Source organism: Streptomyces sp. NPDC017991 (assembly GCF_044328075.1).
Taxonomy (GTDB): Bacteria; Actinomycetota; Actinomycetes; order Streptomycetales; family Streptomycetaceae; genus Streptomyces.
In genome coordinates, this window is record NZ_JBIRGP010000019.1 from 109,695 (window position 1) to 129,513 (window position 19,819).

General features: G+C 71.9%; 14 protein-coding genes. 6 read left to right on the forward strand and 8 right to left on the reverse strand.

Annotation, left to right across the window (positions count from 1 at the left end; all coding sequences use genetic code 11):
* Positions 1-18 precede the first annotated feature (18 nt).
* From ACH4DZ_RS40610 to ACH4DZ_RS40635, 6 genes are all read right to left on the reverse strand, one after another.
* Positions 19-1,785 carry a hypothetical protein gene (locus tag ACH4DZ_RS40610; protein ID WP_398294144.1) on the reverse strand — a complete coding sequence of 589 codons (1,767 nt, stop codon included), beginning with the start codon at positions 1,783-1,785 and terminating at the stop codon, positions 19-21.
* A 10-nt stretch (positions 1,786-1,795) separates the two neighbouring features.
* Entirely contained in the window at positions 1,796-2,932 is a 1,137-nt protein-coding gene (locus ACH4DZ_RS40615; RefSeq protein ID WP_398294146.1) for a hypothetical protein, read from the reverse strand.
* Positions 2,933-2,943: 11 nt separating this feature from the next.
* Complete coding sequence (locus tag ACH4DZ_RS40620; protein WP_398294148.1) at positions 2,944-3,990, reverse strand: hypothetical protein; 1,047 nt, start codon at positions 3,988-3,990, stop codon at positions 2,944-2,946.
* Positions 3,991-4,051: 61 nt separating this feature from the next.
* Entirely contained in the window at positions 4,052-6,538 is a 2,487-nt protein-coding gene (locus ACH4DZ_RS40625; RefSeq protein WP_398294150.1) for a hypothetical protein, read from the reverse strand.
* On the reverse strand, positions 6,535-9,774 hold the full coding sequence (locus ACH4DZ_RS40630) for a tubulin-like doman-containing protein (RefSeq protein ID WP_398294152.1): 3,240 nt from the start codon (positions 9,772-9,774) through the stop codon (positions 6,535-6,537). The genes ACH4DZ_RS40625 and ACH4DZ_RS40630 overlap by 4 nt, the downstream gene beginning before the upstream one ends.
* Before the next feature lie 114 nt (positions 9,775-9,888).
* Positions 9,889-12,213 (reverse strand): VWA domain-containing protein, encoded by a 2,325-nt coding sequence (locus ACH4DZ_RS40635; RefSeq protein ID WP_398294210.1) that lies wholly within the window; start codon positions 12,211-12,213, stop codon positions 9,889-9,891.
* 489 nt (positions 12,214-12,702) lie between these two features.
* Here ACH4DZ_RS40635 and ACH4DZ_RS40640 point away from each other — a divergent pair, with 489 nt between their 5' ends.
* Positions 12,703-13,629 carry a hypothetical protein gene (locus ACH4DZ_RS40640; RefSeq protein WP_398294154.1) on the forward strand — a complete coding sequence of 309 codons (927 nt, stop codon included), beginning with the start codon at positions 12,703-12,705 and terminating at the stop codon, positions 13,627-13,629.
* Between the two features lie 265 nt (positions 13,630-13,894).
* Here ACH4DZ_RS40640 and ACH4DZ_RS40645 read toward each other — a convergent pair whose 3' ends face one another.
* Positions 13,895-14,470, reverse strand: coding sequence for a TerD family protein (locus ACH4DZ_RS40645; RefSeq protein ID WP_398294156.1), 576 nt, complete (start codon positions 14,468-14,470; stop codon positions 13,895-13,897).
* A gap of 416 nt (positions 14,471-14,886) precedes the next feature.
* Here ACH4DZ_RS40645 and ACH4DZ_RS40650 point away from each other — a divergent pair, with 416 nt between their 5' ends.
* The 3 genes from ACH4DZ_RS40650 (at position 14,887) to ACH4DZ_RS40660 (ending at position 17,806) form a co-directional block, all read left to right on the forward strand.
* Positions 14,887-15,297: a BlaI/MecI/CopY family transcriptional regulator gene (locus ACH4DZ_RS40650; protein WP_398294158.1), complete on the forward strand. Its 411-nt coding sequence runs from the start codon at positions 14,887-14,889 to the stop codon at positions 15,295-15,297.
* A 6-nt stretch (positions 15,298-15,303) separates the two neighbouring features.
* Positions 15,304-16,233, forward strand: a complete 930-nt coding sequence (locus ACH4DZ_RS40655; protein ID WP_398294160.1) for a M56 family metallopeptidase — start codon at positions 15,304-15,306, stop codon at positions 16,231-16,233.
* Positions 16,234-16,510: 277 nt separating this feature from the next.
* Positions 16,511-17,806, forward strand: coding sequence for an LCP family protein (locus tag ACH4DZ_RS40660; RefSeq protein ID WP_398294162.1), 1,296 nt, complete (start codon positions 16,511-16,513; stop codon positions 17,804-17,806).
* A gap of 134 nt (positions 17,807-17,940) precedes the next feature.
* On the opposite strand, the gene ACH4DZ_RS40665 is transcribed toward ACH4DZ_RS40660, so the two are convergent.
* A complete protein-coding gene (locus tag ACH4DZ_RS40665; protein WP_398294164.1) occupies positions 17,941-18,315 on the reverse strand; it encodes a DoxX family protein in 375 nt (124 codons plus the stop codon).
* 93 nt (positions 18,316-18,408) lie between these two features.
* On the opposite strand from ACH4DZ_RS40665, the gene ACH4DZ_RS40670 reads away from it, so the two are divergent.
* Both ACH4DZ_RS40670 and ACH4DZ_RS40675 read left to right on the forward strand, forming a co-directional pair.
* Positions 18,409-19,257, forward strand: coding sequence for a LysR family transcriptional regulator (locus ACH4DZ_RS40670; RefSeq protein WP_398294166.1), 849 nt, complete (start codon positions 18,409-18,411; stop codon positions 19,255-19,257).
* 81 nt (positions 19,258-19,338) lie between these two features.
* A complete protein-coding gene (locus ACH4DZ_RS40675) occupies positions 19,339-19,794 on the forward strand; it encodes an RpiB/LacA/LacB family sugar-phosphate isomerase (protein ID WP_398294168.1) in 456 nt (151 codons plus the stop codon).
* Positions 19,795-19,819 lie beyond the last annotated feature (25 nt).

The window sequence follows — 19,819 nt, forward strand, 5'->3', positions numbered from 1 at the left end:
ACGGCTCATAAGCACGGCTCACAAGAGGGTCAGCCACACCAGGACGACGAGCATCGCCAAAGGGGCGTAGATGAAGACGAACACCTTCGTGATCAGCCGCAGGTTCGGGGCCGGGCCTCCCCCGAACGGCAGGTCCTGAGCCCGGCCTCCCCCGGATACCGGTCGCGGCGGAGGGCTTTCACACGAGTCCAGGCCCAGGGCGCGCGGGATGGCCCAGTCACCCAGCACCCGGAAGAAGACGGGATGAACGGCGATGCTCCGGCGGTCCAGTTGCCCGTACATCCGCCGTACCACCGCCCTCAGCGGCTCGCACAGTGTCGCCCCGGCCTCGACCAGCAGGAACTCGGCCCAGGCACGGGCGGGCTCCTCACGGTGGAGGGCGCCACTGATCAGCACGTCGTAGAAGTACCGGGGGCCGTCGGCGGCCATCGGCCGCCACGGGACGGCACTTCTGCGGGGACCCTGGAGTCCGAGCCGGAGGTCGATCGCTCTGCGGCACGCTGCGTCGATCTCCTGTTCGCTCCAGCCGTCGACCGCGTTCTCCAGCGCCAGACGCAGTTTCCGGTCCTCGGACGCGCGGCGCGACCCGATCAGCCTTCCGACCAGGTCGTCGCTGTCCGAGGGCCGGTGCTCGGTGTTCGGCACGGGCACCGGGGCCGGTGCCTCGGCAGGGAGAGGGGGGGCGCCCGGGACCGGAGGCGGATCAACCGGCGGGTCGGGGACTCGGGGTGCCTTCTCGGACACGGCCTCCGGCTGCTCTTCGGCCGTGTTCGTGGCCGTGTTCGCGGCGGATTCGGTGAGGCCTGCCGATTCCCCGGTTCCCTCCCCGCGGTATGCCGTGGCGGCCGACTCGTACGCCGTGCCTGCCGGCAGCGCCAGATGGACCGGTGCGGCCGGCTGCACCATCAGCGCTCCGAGCAGCGACTCCGCCCGTTCGACCGGCTGCATCCGCTGCCACAGCCGGGCCTGCGGACTCAGGAAGGTCAGCCCGTCCAGGCCGTGCTCCTGATAGCGGTCCACCAGCAGGGACGCCGTGGTGTGGGCAGGTCCCCCGGGCGGTTGCTGACCGACCAGGCGGAGACGACCGTAATCGGGACTGCCGGTGCGGGGCCAGTCCTCCATGACGATGAGGCGGTAGGGGCCCGACTCGACCGATTCCAGGGTGGAGAGGGACCACGGGCCGGGGACGAGGGGGCCGAGGATGTCCACGAGGCCGAGCAGGACGGCCCGGGGGTTGTCGCCGACCAGTGAGGCGGCGATCGACAGTTTCTGAGCGGGCTCGCTGAGCACCCAGGTCACCAGGTGGCGCAGCGGTTCGGCGAGCGCCGGGTCGCGACTGGCCGAGCGGAGGCGTGCGGCGCCGTCATCGCCACGGCGCCGCAGGTCGGCGTAGTCCACCCGGCGCAGCGTCTCGTCCAGTCGTACGGCCGCGAGGTTCTCGCCCAGGGGCCAGTCGTCCGGGCCGAGACCGAGGCCGAGTTCCGCGCAGAACTGGCCGGGGGCGCCGACCAGGGCCTGGCTGAGCACGTTGCCGCGGCGCAGGGCGTCACGGGCCACGATGCGTCGGACGAGCAGTTCCTGACCGGAGGGGAGCACGGCGCAGGCGACCGAGTCCAGTTCGGTGAGGGAGTCCCCGGGGGGCCGCATGATCTGTCCGGCGAGCTTGAACAGGCTGAGCGCTTCCGCCATGGCGAAGGAGACGGCGACGGGGCCGAACCCCTTGTTGTCCGAGGCGTTGCCGGGATCGTAGGCGCAGATCACCTGGTGTACGTCGGAGCCGGTCACGGGCATTTCCTCACACCTCCCTGAGCCGGGGGGCCGGTCCCGGCGAGTCCAGCAGGCCGCACATCTGGAAGACCGACAGCAGCGGACCGAGGACTCGTCGGGGCCGGATGCCCCCGGTGAAGGCCGTGGGCTGCCCGGCGGGTCCTAAGTGGCCGTTGACAGCGGGCAGTACGGCGGGGGACATCCCGGTGGCCGACACGAAATGCAGCGTGCAGCGTCGGCACTCCACGAACGGCCGCAGCCAAGGGGCCGCCTGATGGTGCGTCAAGAAGGCGTAGACGTCCTGGCTCTCTCGGAAGGCCCGCACGGGGTCGGGACTGCTCTCGATGCGCCCGTCCTCGCGCAGCCAGTGGTCGATGGGCGGCTCGAAGCGCAGGACGTCGCACTTGTTCAGCACGACCGCCGTCGGTACGTCGCAGAGATCGCCGTCGCGCGGCAGCCGGTCCAGGACGGCCGAGAAGGTGGGATCGGCGATACCCGCCTGCTGCTGCGGGACGCCGGCGGTCTCCCGGGCGGGGACCAGCTGCTTCAGACGCAGCGCGCGCAGCGCGTCGACAACGAAGATCAGCGCGTCCACGCCTAGGAGGAACTCGGTCACCTTGCCCGGCAGTTGGAGCGACTCACCGGCGATGTCGAAGAAGGCCACCGGCCGCGTCCGCTTGTTGACCGTGACCAGCAGCGCGTCGGTGAACTCCACGAAGTCCGTGATGCTGGTGGCAGGCAGCACCCGCCCGGCCTCCAGCTCGTTGACCGCGCGGGCAAGGAAGGCGTGGTGCTGGGAGGTGTTGACCGAACGGCAGCGGATGCCCAGGGAGTCCAGGCCGCCGCGCCCGATCTCCGCCATCATCGCGGCCAGCAGGTGTGTCTTGCCGGTGCCCGACTGGCCGACGAACGCGATCGTGAGCGGCCGGCCGAAGAGCAGGTAGGGCACGGGGAGGAAGTGCCGCTGGGCACTCTCGTTGGGGCACTTGAGAAAGGCCTGGTTCAGCTGGTCCTGGCGGCGCATCCCGTTGGGCTCCGAGGCGGGGTCCCACGGTGTGAGCTTGTTGGTCTGCGGATCGGGGACGAAGAGCTGCTTGTCGTCGAAGTGCAGATTCTCCAGGCAGCTCGGGCAGCGTACCGGCTGACCCGTCTGCTCTTCCGGCATTCCGTTGTCCACTATCCGCCTTCCTCTGCCCTGCGGTGACCCGTGCCCCAGCGTCCCGTCCCGCCGGCCCGTGAACGACGCCGCGTCCAGGCGGTGCCGGAATCCTGCTGTCCGCCCGCACCCGGGGGCGCCTCGGCTCGGGGCGGATCCGGGTGTCGGGCCGAGGGGGGCAAGGGCCAGGCCAGCGGCCCCTTGTCGGCCAGAAGATCGGCGAAGCGCTGCCGGGCCGCGCGCAGCGGGTCCGGCGGACGGCCGAGGTCGTCCCAGGGATCCGCCGCGGCGATGCGTCGCAGCATCGTCCTGGCGTCCGGCCGCTGATCGGCGCGTTCGGCGAAGACGTCCTTGAGCAGGTCGTCGCGGACGGGACCGGCCAGCGGAGGAATCCGACTGCCGCTCGCCTCACGGGAGTTGGCGACGAAGTACACCAATTGGCCGGCGCTCCAGATGTCGTCGCGGTGGTCGTTGGAGCCGGTCCCCTCGCGCTGCTCGGGCGAGGCCCAGGGCAGTGCGCCGAGCCGCTGGCGGGGCCGGCCCACCTGGTCGGCGCTGCCGAGATTGGTCAGCTGCACACGGGTGCCGTCCCAGCGAACGGTCGCGGGGCTGATGGACCGGTGCACCAGCGCCGCCCACTCCAACAGCCGCAGGGCCCGGAACAGACTGCTCTCGAACTTCTTCTGCTCTGTCGACAGCACCAGCCCCCGGGCGATCTCGGCCATCGGCTGCCCGCCCCGCAGTGGATCCAGCAACAGGAAGGGCGACTCGACCTCGATGGCGTATCCGGCCAGCCGGGTGAACTCCGCCGGGTATGTCACCTCGGAGAACGCCCGGATCAGGGTGAGTCCCGCGCGGATCTCCGCCTCCAGCGAGTCCACGCTCTCCGCGCGTTGGGCATACGTGGGCAACAGGCGCCGTTGCAGCATCGGGCGCCCGTCCTCCAGCCGCAGGGTCCGCGTGCGGAACCCGGAACCCGGCTGGTGGGGTTCGTCCGCGCCGATGTCGAACACCCGTACGCGTTCGGGCATCCCGGAGGAATCGACAAAGGACAGCGTCTCGTTCATACCGCCACTCTCCGGAAATCCTTCAGCGCGCCGATCCAACCCCTCCGGTGCCCTCCCCGGGTCATCCCGTCTCGCCGGGCGTACGGGACGCCGAAGGGGGCGAGGCGGTCTCCCGCGCGGTACCGGCGCCGTCGGTCTCCTCGGGCCACACCGAGCGCACGGCGCCCACCGACAGCGGCACCAGCCGCAGCAGCCCGGCGAACCGTCCCGATCCGGTCCATACGATCTCCGGAAGCCGCACCGTCACCGATGCCGGTGTGTGAGCCGACGACCGGGCGCCGGCCTGCACGCCCTCGCCCCCGCTGCCGTCGTCGCCGCCCCGCCCGGCGCCCGACTGGTCCTCCACCGCCTGCCAGAACGCTCCCTGGACCGCCTGCGGTACGAATCCGAAGCTGTGCGCCGCGGCCGGAGCGCGGTCGAGCATGCGCAACTGGTCGGGGGAGCACAACTGGAGGGCGTCACCACGGCTGTCCGGCAGCAGTACGTCCACGATGCGGGTCAGGTCCACCCCGACCAGGGTGGCCGGATCCGGCCGACCGGCCGGCACCCGCGCGAACGGCGGCGGAGGCGTGGTGCCGACCCGGGACAACTGCCGCTGGTACTCGTGAACCAGCTCGTCGGTGCGGGCCACCACCGGCAATGACGCGGCGCTGGACGGGTCCCGCAACACCACGTGCCAGTACGGGGAGAGCACCTCGGCCACTAGATCGTCCATGTCCCCGCCCAGCGTGGCCTGGAGGGCCTGCCCGGCCTGGCCGATGTACTCCACCGCGAACGTGCTGCCACCGCGTCTGCCGGATCCGCCGGTGCGTTCGCCGCCGCGGGGTCCGGCGTTCCAGGCCGGGCGGGCCCTGCGGCCGAGCTGCTCGGCGAACTCGGCAAGCGTGTCGCAGACCGTCTGCACCAGATGGGCCAGGGCTTTGGCCTGGTCGGACGCCCCGGCTCGCGCGTCGGCCAGCAGCCAGTGCCCCAGCACACCCTGGTCCAGCACCTCGCCGAGGTTCTCGGTGGCCGTGACGGCCTCGCTCAAGCAGGTGGCGGCCCGCCAGTCCCGTACCGCCGCGGTCCACAGGGCGCGGGCCGACTGCGCCACCGCCAGCAGGGCCAGCACCAGCAGCGGCGCGTCGGCCCAGGCGGGCACTCCGGCCGCGTGCAGGGCGAGGCCGGCGGCGCTGCCGACCGCCCAGGCCCCCGCCAGGGCCGCGACGACCGTCGGTGACATCCGGCGGACCGAGCCCGCTGTGCGCACCGCCCCCGCCGCCAGCAGCACCAGCGCCAGTGCCGTTCCCCAGGCGCCCAGGGGGCCCGACGCGGCGAGCAGCGCGGCGGCGGCCCCCCACAGGGTGGGGCGCACGATTGTGGCGCCACCCGAGGAGGGCGGCGGTTCGACCAGGGTGTCCAGCAGGGGGTCCGGGCAGATGCGGTGCAGCCGTTCGATCTGGGCGGCGCTGCCGGTGGGCACTGCACGCCCGGCGAAATCCCGCAGCCAGGACACGATCTCGGGCAGGGGGCGACGGCGCTCCAGCCGCACCATCACCTGCCGGCGCAGTTCGGCCCCCACCTCGTCGGGGCGTGTGCCGGGCACGTGCGGAAGCTGGACGCCCATCTGCGTCAGATGGTCGCGGCCGTCGGCGTTGAGCCCCGCCCGGCCGTCCACCCACTCGAAGGTCTGCTCGATGGAGTCCCGGTAGTCGGCCAGGGCGTGCCCGGCACCGCGGAGCGCCTCGACCACCTCGTCGGCCGGATCGTCCAGCCCCAGGAACCCGCGCCAGCCCGCCAGCCGGTTCAGACCGTCGTCCGCCTCGCTGAGCCCCTGCACGCTGCGCCAATGGGCCTGCCGCAGCAGGCTGCTCTCCGGCAGACAGTCGGCCACCGACAGGTCCTCGGGCTCGGTGTACCCGGCGAGCACCCCGAGCGCCCCGCCCGGCGCGGGCCCGCTCCGCAGGTCGTCCGGCGGCGAGGTGCACGAATCCAGCGCCTGCAACTGGGCGCGCATCAGGTCCTCTTCGGGAACTTCGTGCACCAGCAGCCGCAGCGCGGGGCTGGCCACCGCCGACGGCAGTTCGCCCAGCGTCGAGACCGTCTCGTCGAACACCTCGGCCACCTGGAGCAGCTCGATCAGCGGCTCCAGGCCCGCGATGTCGTCCGCCGCGAGGTCGGTGTCGGTCAGCGCCAGCGAGCGGCCCTGTCCCGGACGCCAGCCGATGCCCCGCACGTCCCCGATCCACAGGGTCGCCGCCATCGGAGGCCTCAACTGCGCGGGCAGGCTCAGCACATGCTCATCCGGGCCCGGTGCCGGTCCCACGGCCAGGCAGAGCACCGTGGACACCAGGGACTTGGAACACAGCCGCTCGTACGCGGCGTGGTGGGCCACCAGTGCCACGGCGGTGTCGATGACCAGCACACGGGAGACGTCCGCGGACCGCACATGCGCCTCGCGCATCGCGTCCCGGAAACGCTGCTCCAGGGCCGGCGGATCCATCACGTCGGCCAGTTCGTGGCGCAGATCGAGGCAGATGACGAGCCTGTCGCCGCTCGGGTCGCTCATTTTTCCTCCCCCTGGGAGTTCGGGGGACTCATGGACCCCTTGGGTCCCAGCGGCGCCTCCGCGGCGCCGCTGCCGAAGCGCCGCTCGTGCACCGCGGGCGGGTACTGGCCGGGAGCGGGGTGGAAGGACTGGTCGAGCGTGCGCAATGTCCAGCCGGACATCCGATGGGCCCGGGGAAAGGGCAGATCGAGGGCGCCGGGCAGAGTCTCGTTCCAGAACGCCGCCAGCTCGGTGTACCCGACGGTCCGCTGCCCGTCCGTCCGGTCCGCCATGCGGCCCAGCAGCCTGCTCTGCTGCGGCGCCACCTCGTGCACCAGCGCGCGGAACAGTCCGTGCGGCGGAACCGGAGCGCCCTCCAGACCGTGCGGAGTCGTCGCCATGAGCTGCTCGCAGAAGGCGTTGCGGATACCCCCGCTGTCCTCGGCCAGCGTCCAGGACTCGTACGCGCGCAGCAGACTTCCCCAGCTGGACATCCCCGCGCCGGGCGAGTCCAGCGGGCAGACCATGGCCGCCGAGTCGCGGTCCTGCAGCCCGATGCGGATCTGCCGGGGATTGCTGATGTCCCCGAACACATGGAACTGGTCGTTCCACATGGCACAGAGCAGCCGGTGCAGAATGTGCCGCCGGTCCTGCTCGGTGCCCATCAGGAAGTCGTACTCGTAGCCCAGCCGCTGACGCCAGCTCAGGTGGTCGCCGGGCTGCTCGGCGGCGAGCGCCTCCGCCCACAGGGTCAACGTCGCCCGTACCTCCGGCACCTCGGTCAGACTCATCGCGCTGCGGAACAGCACCACAGTGATCGACTCCGTCGACACCGGCCGGAACTCGATCTCCCGCTCGCTGTCCCGGGGCAGCCGCATCTCCCGCTCCAGGAACTTGCGCACCGTCGTGTCCGAAGGTGTCGCCGGGTACACGATGAGGACTTTCAGCCGTCCGCTGCCCTCCGGCGAGAACCCCACCGGCAGCAGCGAGGCGAGCTTGTGCCGGCACTGTTCCAGCGCGTCGTCACCGACCTGCCCACCGCCTCCCGCCGCGGCCTCCGCCAACAGGGTGCCGAGCCTCGGCAGCAGCGGCCGTTCCTCTCTGCTGCCGGGTTCCACGAACAGCCGTTTGACGCGGTGCTGGAGGTGCTCCTTGATCACTCCAACCGCTCGCCGGGGGTCGGTACGCGCCTCGTTGAACGCGGCTCGCCACCGCTCGGCACTCACCAGCCGCCCCAGCAGCGCGTGTTCGTTGTCGGTCTCCCGCAGCCCTTCGGCCAGCAGCAGCCGGTGCACCACCGCGTCGTAGAAGGACGTCAGATCGCTCTGCGCGGGCAGCAGGTACGAGACGCCGGTGCGCGGCCGGTACAGGTGCCGGGTGCGCTGGGTGAACGAGGTGTGCTCCTCGTCGGCCTGCTCGCGGAAGGCGGCCACCAGAGCGTTGATCTCGGCCTTGAGCCCGGCCATCGTACGGTCCCAGCGCATCGCGTGGTCCGCCCAGTGACGATGCCAGGTGCGCCGGGCCTCCCACTGGTACCAGGCATCCTGCTGGGCCAGGACGGCTGATACCTCCGGGTCGGTCCACTTGGCCTTGACCAGTCCGCCCATCCGGTCCCGGACGCCCTGCGGCTGCGGTGGACCGGCCGTCAGCCCCGGCGGGCGCTCGGGGTCGCGGCGGCGGTTCTCCAGCAGCCCGGCGAAGCCGACCCGCTCCAATCTGTCCCGGGCGGCCGGGTCGCCCAGGAGGGCCTGGTGCACCTCCAGCAGATCGCATCGGCCCAGCAACTGGCGTACACCCCGTACCGGGTCGAAGGCGGTGGCCAGTTCGGCGACCTGCTGGCGCAACTGGCGGTCCAGGTCGCCCAGGGCATCCTCCATCGCGGCCTGGCGCGTGGCCAGCGCGTCCAGGATGGCGCGGGCGCCGGTGACCGGGCGTGGCTCGTTGAACGGCAGGCCGACCCGGCTCCACAACGGGTCGATGTTGGAGGCGGTGAAGAAGTCGCGGATGAGCTCCCGTCCTGAGCCGTCCGTCGGTCGTGCGGCGGTGGTCTGCAGGCGCAGCGCCGTGGCCTGCAGCCGAGAGGCCAGCAGCTCGGCCAACTCGTCGACGGGCACCGTCATGGAGGCCACCAGACTGGTCGACACCCCGCGATGGCCGATGCCGGTGGGTGCGACGGCGGCCCGTTCCACATTCGTGTTGATGAACGAGTCGGCGAACGACTGGTAGAGGTGGTCGCTGTCGCGTATCCGCCCGTCGTCGTCGCCCAGTTCGGTGCCCAGGAGCGACATCACCAGGGACACCACGCTGCGGTGCAGGTCCTCCCGCTCGATGCCGGAGGTGCGGCTGAACAGGAACGCGGTCTGCGCGGTGGAAGGCCGCAGCCGCACCGCCAGGCCGCCCGGGTACTCCAGCCGCAGCTGCCCCTGTACTCCCACGTCGTCCAGGCTGTCGTCGGCGTCGGGCGCGTTCTGGTCGTCCACCAGACGGAACAGGTCCACCAGGGAGCGGCCGGCGTTGAGCCGGGCTGCCCGGCCGCCGCCGCGGCCGTCGTCGAAGGCGGATGGCATCAACACCAGGGGGTAGATCTTGACCCGGTAGTGGGCCTCCTCGAAGGCCTGTCCGATCAGATGCAGATAGTCGTAGAAGAGGCCCGACCCGGTGCCGCCCGCCACCGAGAACGCCACGAACACATCGCAGCTGTCCGCCAGGGTGCCCCCCAGCGAAGTCAGGTCCCCGCCTGACTTGCTGATCAGCGAGATCGCCTCCCGCAACGGCTCCAGTGCTGGGCCGAGACCGCTGCGGAACGTCTCGAACAGCGCAGATCGGCCCACCGTCGGCAGTTGCCCGGCCCCCCGGATCAGCGGTGCGATCCGGGGCTCCCCGGCGCGCGGCGGCAGCCACCGGCAGAGCGGCCCCGGCAGATTGGTCCGCAGGCTCCGGGCCACTTCCGGGTAGGAGTCGAAGCGCGGCAGCAGTCCGAACGTGGCCCGCGAGGTCCTGCTGTAAGCCGCCTTGAGCGGGCCGTCCGCACGCATGTGCGGCAGTCGGTTCAACTCGGCCTCGTTGAGGTCGGCGTAGACGAACTGCGCACAGTCCGGCAGCTGGTACGGCAGTAACTGCCGACCTCGCAGCGCGGGGAACAGCGCGGTACCGTCCGGCCCGCACAGCGCCTCACGCAGACGGTTCTCCAGCTCCGCGCCGATCAGGCACCCGGTGCCGCCGAGACCGACGAAGAGCATCGGCTGATAGATCTTCACTGGTGTTCACCTCGTGATGGCGTGCCGGATGCGCTCGGTGGCCTGATGTTCGCGTCGGGGCACGGGACCTCGCGCCGGGGCAGTAGCAGCAGTGGGGTTCCTCTCGCCAGCACCTCAGAAGTCGTCGTCATACGGTCGCCGGGTGACGAGCGTGGCGCTGTCGGCGGTGCTCTTACGGGCGCGCTCGCCGCCGCGACGCGGCTTCGCCGCAGCGTCGGCCGGCCGGCCTCGCCCTGTTCCGGCGCCCGCGGACCGTGCCGCCCCGGCTGTCCCGGCAGCCCGGGTGGCAGCACGGTGATCGGCGAAGCCGAGCGAGAGCCCGTCGATCACCACCGCACGCTGTCCGCGCGGGACGGCGATGCGCTCCCCGGCCGGCAGCCGCACCGTCAGACCGCCGTCGCCCGCCCGGCGCACGCGATAGCGCCCACCGGAGTCGTCCAGCAGCAGACGCTGGGTGCCGCCAGGACTCGCGCGCAGGGAGAAGCCGAATTCGGCGCCGGCCCGCGCGGGGGCCCGCAGCCTGCTCAGTTCGGATTCGTCCTTGTACAGAATCAGCTGGATATCGGAGACATCGCGATTCCGGTGGCGGTCCTGCCAGCGCAGGGCCACCACCACGAGCACCGCCAGCAGCAGCGCGGCCCCCAGGCCGATGCCCTTCCCGTACCGGTCCAGGAAGCTCGGCACCGGCAACACCCGCACGGTCACGAAAGCCTGGGCGACGACCCGGCCCGATGCCTCGTCCCGCACCGTCAGGCTGCCGGGAACCGCTCCCAGATCCGCCTTCGCCCCGAACCGCAGCCGCACGGGTACTCGCACCTGCTCGCCCGCCGCCACCGTCATCCGCTGAGGGGTCACGGTGAGCGCGCTGCGGGCCGAACCGCCGGTCAGTGTCAACCGCAGCCGGTGCGGGACGTCGTCGTTGTTGCGCAGCTCCACGCCGCCCCGGGCAGTGCCGCCCGGGTGCGCCTCGCGGTCGTCGAACACGATCGAGCCGGTCAGCAGCGGTGCCTCGGTGGCCAGTTCGGTCGCGTACGAGCGCTGGTCGCCCGCGATGCCCTCGCCGGTCATCACCCCGGTGAACAACAGTGCGCCGGTGGCGGTGCGCGGCACGGTGACGTCCGCCGAGAACTCGCCGTCGTGGGCCGCGGGATCAGCTCCCTTCCCGTCGTCAGTGAGGCGCAGTCTCCGCGCGCCGAACCCGCCGCCGGTCAGTTTCACCGACACGCTGATCCCGGCCAGTTGCCGCCGCTCGGTCAGGACCACCCCCTGCCGGGTCTGCAGGGTCACATGCGTCGAGACGCGCTGCCCGGCGGTCGGCACCGGTGGGTCCACCACGATGAACGAGCGCAGAACTCCCTGCCAGATCGCGCCGGCGGTGATCCGCTGCGCCGCCGCCCCGCCCAGCACCTCGACGTGCACCCGCCATGTGCCCGGATACGGATTGCGGATCCTCAGCGCCTCCACGGGTCCCGACTGGCCGACCAGGTCGAACTCCGAGCCGTCGGCCCTGCCGTGCAGCGGCACCTTGCGCCCGCGCGGATCGTAGTACGTCACCGTGACCGCGTCCGGATTCTGTTTGACCACCGCGATGGAGCCGTCCGTGGCCACCGGCGGGATCGTCACTTTCAGATCGGCACTGGACGACACCGACGGGTTCGTCTGCCCGGGTGTCGCGATCGCGCACCGCGCCCCCGCGAAGGCGGTGAGCAGCACTTGGGCCACATCGGAGGAACCCGACGTCACCTGCGCGGTCGGACGGGCCGAGGGGAGGTTCGCGCAGCGGCTCTGATAGCCGCCCGACGCGAGCGCCTCCAACTGTGCCTTGTCGATGCCCGAGCCGAAACCCAGCGGCCAGATCTGCACCTTGTCCGCGGCGGCCTGCGCGACCTGCGCCCGCAGCCTCTTCTTGGCGTTGGCATTGCGGGATGCGGCGTCAGGGCCGTACGCGGGACTGTCGCTGACGTCCAGACGCCCGTCGGTGAGCAGGAAGACGATCTTCGGAGTCTCGTCGTCGCCGTTCGCGAGCAACGAGAGGCCCTGCGCCAGCGCCGCCGGGAAGTCGGTTCCGTTGCCCTCGCCGTCGGTGCGTCGGCGTAACCCCGACACACAGGCGCTCAGCTGCTCCCGGCCGCCCCCGTCCACCCTCGTCAGCGGACAGACCGTGTCCACCGGAGGCCGGCCCTCCCCGGTCGCGCTTCCGAACCCGACCACGGCCGCTCGCGACTTGTCGGACACCTCCCCCAGCACCAGTACCGAGGCCGCCGCACGCTCCGCGGCCACGTCCTGCGCCGACAGACTGCCCGACTCGTCCACCAGGATCACGAAATCGACCGGTGCGGGTTCCAGCGCGTCCGCCGCGTGGACGTGGGGCGCGGGGATCACGGTCAGTAACGCCCACAGCAGCGCGCACACCGTCCCGACCACGCCGACACGACGCACGTGCAACGGCGAACTCCCCTTATCAGACCGGTGTTCGAAGGGGTCAGTTCGCACCGGACCACCCCCCTTGGCGTCCTGAGAGAACCGCGCTAGGTGGTAGTTGTAGCACCGCGCGATGACTCCCCGTAAGGGATTCACGCAATCACGTACGAGTGACACGCGCAGTCCTGTAGAAGCGCGGCCCGTGCCTCCATGGACCGGCGGTGGCCGTCCGCACTGGAGAAGGTGTCGGGGCGGAGCGCGCCGCAGGGAGGACGGCCACGCGGGGATCTGCGGTCGGCAGGCCCTGCCCGGAACCGGGCACCGGCCGGGCACCAGGCAGGGGAAGCCGGTCCGGACCCGCGTACGGGCCGAGCGCCGGCCCCGTGTCCCGTCGCGGACCCGGTCCAGTGGGGCCCCTTGCCTCATGCGCCCCGGGTCGCCGGGACAGGAACGTGACTTCCGAGACACATGGGCGGTGCAAGCCGCCCGCACCCGACGGGAGACACGATGAAGAACATCTGGACGACCTGTTCCACGGCGGGCATCGCGCTCGCCGCGTTCACGGGCGCGGCACTCGCCGCGCCCCCGGCCCTCGGTGCGTCGCGGGACGAGGCGGGCCCCATGAGGATCGTCAACTACAAGATCGAGTACGGCTCGTACACCGCCGCCAATTCCATCAACAACAAGACCGCTGACGCGGTCTGCCCCCTCGGGACCGTTGTGCTCGGCGGCGGGGGCCAGGTCGGCGGAGCGCCCGGACTGCTCGGCCTGCGCGAGCTGAATCCGCGGCGCACGAGCGACGGCCGGTACCGCTTCACCGCGGCTGCCGCCGAGACCGGGCACAGCACGAACGCCAACTGGAGGATGCGGGCCGTCGCGGTGTGCGGCAAGCGGCCGGCCGGCTACGAGATCACCGACTGGAGGACCTCGGTGAAGAACCACGGCACCGGCTTCAAGGCCGCCACCGCGACCTGCCCGTCCGGCAAGAAGCCGCTCGGATACGGCGCCAAGGTCCTGGGCGGCCCCAACAACGTGTCGCTGCGCTCGATGGTTGTCCTGCCCTGGATGCAGAGGCGCGCTGTTCAGGCCTCGGCGTCCGAGGCGGCGGTGAACACCTTCAACCCCTGGAGCGTCAGCAGCCGTGCCGTGTGCGCGACGTCCTCGAAAGGTCAGAGGGAGTATGCCGGTGAGTGGTTCGGTGACGGGTCGCCCGCCGGCGTCACGCGGACTGCCGCCTGCCCCGCCGGCCGGAAGCCGCTGGGGGCAGGCATGGCCGTGAGCGCGGACCGCCACATCCTGCGTAACCTGCTGGTCAGGTCCGTGTATCCGTTCCGCCACTCCGGCGGGAGCGGCTCCGTGACCATATTCTCCGAGGACTGGAACGGAACCTCCGGCCCCTGGAAGGCCAACGCCCGGGTCATCTGCGCGCCGTGACGTACCGGGCTGGGCCGGCCGTGTTCGTCCGTCGGCTCAGCCCGCCCACGGCCTCATTCGTCGAGCCGGCCGGCCGTTCCCGAGGACGAGTGTGCCGGAACTCGTACAGCGCACCCGCCCGCCGCGATCCCGAAGCCGAGGACGGTGGCCAGGATCGTGGTGTCGCCGGAACGGCTCCGGGCCCGCCCCCGGGGATCAGGCCCGGAGGCGGGCGGTCCGTGCCGGGCGCCGACGCCGGTCGCCGGCGCCGGACGGCGGCGCTCCCTCAGACGTTGACGCCGAAGTCTGAGGCGATGCCCGCGAGTCCGGAGGCGTATCCCTGGCCCACCGCGCGGAACTTCCACTCGGCGCCGTGGCGGTACAGCTCGCCGAAGACCATCGCCGTCTCGGTGGCGGCGTCCTCGGACAGGTCGTAGCGCGCGATCTCGGCGCCGCCCGCCTGGTTGACGACGCGGATGAAGGCCCCCCGGACCTGCCCGAAGCTCTGCCCGCGGGCCTGGGCGTCGTGGATGGAGACCGGGAAGACGATCCGGTCGACCTCGGCCGGTACGCCCGCGAGGTTCACCTTGACGGACTCGTCGTCGCCCTCGCCCTCGCCGGTGAGGTTGTCACCGGTGTGCTCGACCGAGCCGTCGGGGCTCTTCAGGTTGTTGTAGAAGATGAAGTGCTGGTCGGAAAGGACCTTGCCGGAGGCGTCGAGCAGCAGCGCCGAGGCGTCGAGGTCGTAGTCGGCGCCGGTCGTGGTGCGCACGTCCCAGCCGAGGCCGATGAGTACGGCGGTCAGGCCCGGCGCCTCCTTGCTGAGCGAGACGTTGCCGCCTTTGGACAGGGAAACTCCCACTGCGTACTCCTTCTCGAAGCGTCGGCACGGGGACCCGGCCGGGACCCCGAGATTGAATCTACAACACTGTAGAAAAAGAGGAAGAGGGGGCGTGCTCGTCGCGGACGCGCTGTGTCGTGGCGCGGTGGATGGTGGGGCCGGAGGGGCGTACAGGCCTCTCAGGGACGGGTGGTGGGAGCGGATCGGGTGCCGGCCGGAGGGTCGGGCGGAGGGTCGGCCCGGCGCCGATCGGGCGCCGGTCGCAGCGCCGGGTGCGGGTCCGTCGGAGCGTCCGGTGCGTGCCGGACGAGGCGTCGGGCCGGTGTCGGGCCGGTGCCGGGCCGGGCGTGGCGGCGAGCGCGGACGTCGGGGGCGACCGCTCGGCGTCGATACGATGGACCGCCCGTGTCTCGGAGTCGGCGGAAGGGAGGCAGGACGTGACGGACCAGCGGCAGCGTCCCCCGCGGCGGGGACAGGGCGAGTTGGAGGCCCAGATCCTGTCGGCCCTGCGTGCGGCGGAGGGGCCCGCGACGGCGGGCTGGGTGCAGGAGCGCCTGGGTGGCGACCTCGCCTACACGACGGTGATCACGATCCTGACCCGGCTGCTGGCGAAGGGCGCGGTGACCCGCGAGCGCGTCGGCCGGTCCTTCGCGTGGACCCCGGCGTCGGACGAGGCGGGGTTGGCGGCCCGCCGGATGCGCCGGGTCCTCGACGGCGAACGGGACCGGGAAGCCGTACTCGCGAGCTTCGTGACGTCCCTGGAGCCGAATGACGAGCGACTCCTGCGTGAACTGCTGGCCCACCCCGAGGCGGAACTCGCCCACCCCGAGGCGGAGAGGGAAGACTGAAGCCTCATGGGGGTGTTCGTCTTTCTGCCACTGGTCCTGCCGTTGACGGCGTGGCCCATCGCCCGGCTCGCCGAGCAGCGGCTGCATCCGCGGACCGCCACCCGGCTGCTGAGCGGGCTCGCCGTGGTCATGGCGGTGTGCAGCACCGTGTGCCTGGGGCTGATGGTGGTCGGCACGGCGCAACTGCCCGGCAACCCGCTGCCCGACGGCTGGTCGGACCCCGAGGTGCGCGAGGCGGTGCCGTACGACGAGATCGCCGGGAAGCTGGCGATTCCGGCACTGCTCGCGGTGCTGCTGGTCTGCGGACGCACGCTGTGGCGGCACGGGCGGCTCCGCCGACGCGCCCACCTGGCGCTCGCCGACCTGCCCGGCACCGAGGTCGCCGTCCTGCCCGACGAGGTGCCGTACGCGTACGCCCTCCCCGGCGGGCGGCGGGACCGTGTGGTGGTGACCACCGCGCTGCTCTCCTGCCTCGAACCGGCCGAGCGGCGTGCCCTGTTCGCCCATGAGCGCGCCCATCTCGCCGCCCGGCACCACCGGTTCCTGCTCGCCGCCCAACTGGCCGCGCGCGCCAACCCGTTCCTTCGCCCGCTGAGCACGGCCGTGTCCTACACGGCGGAACGGTGGGCCGACGAGGAGGCCGCACAGGCGGTCGGCAGTCGCAGGGCCGTGGCGAGCGCGATCGGCAAGGCCGCCCTGGTCTCCCGCGGCACCCCGGTGCCCGTGCTGGCGGGCCTCGCCGCGCCGGGCCCGGTGCCGCGCCGGGTCGCCGCGCTGCTCGGCCCCGCACCCGTGCCGCGCACCTGGCCGTCGGTGTTCACCTCGGTGGGCCTCGCCGCCTGGGGTGCGGCGGCCGGGACCGCGGTGTCCGCACTGTCCTCCGCGAACTCCGCGGTGACGATGGTCCTCATCCTGTACGCGGCGACCCCGCTGTGAGAACGCGCCGGGCAACCCGTCGGCCGGGTGAGTCGTACCCGCCTTCCCGCCGTATCTCTACATGAATGTAGAGTTTCGCCGTTCGGAGTACGGGGGCGCTGAGCGCTCGTGAGTCAGGGGCCGGCCGGGTGAGGCCGGGCATGGGAGAGGGGCGCCTGTGGGCGGTAGGGGACAGCGACGGCATGCTCCGGCCGGAAGCAGGTCGGCGCGAGCGGCGGGTTCGGCGCGGCCGACGAGACTGACGCGGCGGGGCCGGATCGTCGCGTGGACGGCAGGGGTGTTCGCGGTGCTCGTCCTCGGCTCGGCCGGGGTCGGCGCCTGGATATACCAGGACCTGAACGGCAACATCGGCGCCGCCGACATAGACAACAAGCTCGGCGGGGACCGTCCCGTCAATCTCAGTCCCGGCTCGAAGAACATCCTGGTCGTCGGCTCGGACAGCCGTGACGGGGCCAATGCGAAGTACGGCAAGGGCCTGACCACCATGCAGTCGGACACCCTGATGGTGATGCACGTCCCGGCCAACCGGAAATGGGCGACCGTGGTGTCCTTCCCGCGTGACTCCTGGGTGCGGATATCCGCGTGCGACAAGGGTGGCGACGGCACCGCCGCGGCGCACCACGCCAAGATCAACGAGGCGTTCGCGATCGGCGGGAGCACCGGCGAGGTCGCCGGCGCCGCCGCCTGCACCATCAAGACGGTCGAGGCGAACACCGGACTGCGTATCGACCACTTCATGTCCGTCGACTTCCAGGGCTTCAAGGGTATGGTCAACGCCCTGGACGGCATAGAGGTCTGCCCCGAGCAGGACATCCACGACGAGAAGGCCCACCTGGACCTGGAGGCCGGCTGCCAGACCGTCAAGGACGAGGAGGCGCTCGGCTACGTACGCGCCCGTTACAGCGTCGGCGACGGGTCCGACCTCGGACGCATCGGCCGCCAGCAGGAGTTCATGGAGGCGCTGGCCAAGAAGGCGCAGTCCAAGCTGACCAGCCCGACCTCGCTGTACGACTTCCTGCAGTCGGCCACGAAGTCCCTGACCACGGACAAGGACCTGGCCGGTATCAAGCCGCTGTACGGTCTGGCGTCCGAGGTGAAGGGCATCCCCAGCAAGAAGCTGACCTTCCTCACCGTGCCCAACTACCCGCGTGAGGCGGACGTGGCCGCCGACAAGGCCAACGTCGTGTGGCAGTACCCGCAGGCCGACGACCTGTTCACCTCCCTGGCCAAGGACAAGGAGGTCGACAAGAAGGCGCTGCAGGCCGCCGCCAAGGACGACTTGATCTACGCCTCCGGTGTCCGCGTCCAGGTCCTCAACGGCACCGGCATCTCGGGACGGGCCGCCGTCGTCGCCGCGAAACTGCGCCTGGCCGGGTTCACCGTCGTCGGTACGGGCAACGCTCCGGAGACGACCCGCACCACCACGGCCACCTACCCGCAGGGGATGGGCGCGCAGGCGAAGGTGCTGGCGTCGCGGCTGCCCGACACGCGGGCCGCGCGGGGGTCGGACGCCGCCGCGGGCGTGGTGACCCTCGTCGTGGGAACCGGTCTCGACCCCGAGGGCATTCTGTGACCGTGCCGGAACGGGCGGGGCGGCCGGGACGGGTGCCCCGCCCGCCCGCTGGAGCATCGTCCATTACGCCTCCTACGTGCTGCTCCCCGCAGTGCCAGTGCCAGTGCCGGCGCCGACGCCCTAGGTGACCGCGTTCAGAGCCAGGTCGTCGCCAGCCAGACGGTCACCGCGGCGGTGAGGAGAAGCGAGATGTTGAGGGCGATCCGGCGGTCCCCGAGGTTCAGATGCACCCTCGTCGCAGCGATCTGCAGGACCACGAACCCGATGGCCGCGGCCAGGGCCAGCCAGGGCGCGACGCCGGTCAGCGGCGGGAGGATCAGCCCGATCGCGCCCAGGACCTCGATCACGCCGATCGCCCTGACGGCCGGCATCGGCGTGCTGTCCACCCAGGCCATCATCGGGCGCAGCCCCTCACGGCTCCTGACCACCTTCACCCCGCCCCCGTACAGGTAGAAGAGAGCGAGCAGGCCGGCGACGATCCAGTAGGCGAGTTCGAGTGCGTCAGTCATGCCTTGATCACACTGCGGGGGCACCCCGGCTGTCCAAGACCCGTTCCGGCACCTCGATACCGTACGGGTATCGGTAGGGTTATCGTGGCGGCCATGGAGCTACGCACGCTGCGCTACTTCGTGGCGGTCGCCGAGGAACTCCACTTCGGCCGGGCCGCCACCCGACTCCACATGAGTCAGCCGCCGCTGAGCCGGGCGATCCAGCGGCTGGAGGGCGAGCTGGGCGCCGCGCTGTTCGAGCGGTCCTCCGCCGGGGTCACGCTCACTCCGGCGGGGGCGCTGCTGCTCGACGAGGCCCGCGACCTGCTCGGCCGGGCCGACCGGATCCGCGAACGCGTGGCCGCGGCGGGCGGTGCCGCGATCCTCACCCTCGGCATTCTCGGGGACAGCACGGACCCGGGTGCGCTCAGACTGGCCGCCGCCCATCGCCGTCTGCACCCGCACGTCGAGGTCCGCGTCCGCGAGACCGACCTCACCGATCCGACCTGCGGACTGCGCGCCGGATCGGTCGACGTCGCCCTGACCCGCGGGCCGTTCGACGAGACCGGCCTGGCCGTGCGGGAACTGCGGGCCGACCCGGTGGGGGCGCTGCTGCGCGCCGACGATCCGCTGGCCCGCAGCGGGAGCCTGAAGCTGGCCGACCTGACCGGCCGCCGCTGGTTCCGGTTCCCGGCGGGCACCGATCCGCTCTGGCAGTCGTACTGGAGCGGTGGGGAGGCCCGGGAGGGGCCGGTGGTGCGAGCGGTGCAGGAGTGCCAGCAGGCTGTTCTCTGGAACGGCACGGTCGGTATGACGCTCCTGGACCACCAGCCGGCGCGGGGGCTCACGGTGGTACCGCTGATCGACATGGAGCCGAGCCGCGTGGTGGTGGCCTGGAACCAGGGCGACACGAACCCCGTGCTCCGCTCGTTCGTCCACATCGCGGTCGCCGCCTATGGGTGACGGGGGACGGACGGCGGGTTGTGGGTGGCAGGTGGCGGGTGACATGGATGTCCGTCGGTTCCGCCGGGTAGTCTCCGGCGCATGCGGATCTCCGTCTCCTCCGACATGGACGAACCCGTCGCCCGCGCGCTGGTCGCGGAACTGCGCGAGCGCGGCCACGAGGTGCGGGCGTACGGGGCGTTGCGCCCCGGGGGCGACGCGCGGTGGGCGGTGTGCTCGGAGGCGGCGGCCCGTGATGTCGCCGCCGGACGGGCGGACCAGGCGGTCGTGTGCTGCTGGACCGGCACGGGCGCGTCCCTCGCCGCGAACAAGGTGACGGGCGTACGGGCCGCGCTGTGCACGGACGCCTACACGGCCGAGGGCGCCCGCCGCTGGAACGACGCCAACGTGCTGGCCCTCGGGCTGCGGCTGACGTCAGGACCGCTGCTCAGGGAGATCCTCGACGCCTGGTTCGGCGCCGAGCCCAGCACGGACGCCGACGACCGCGAGAACATGTCACATGTGACAGAGATCGATCGCGGAGGGACGGCCTCGTAGCCGGAGCCGGAGCCGGAGCGGGACG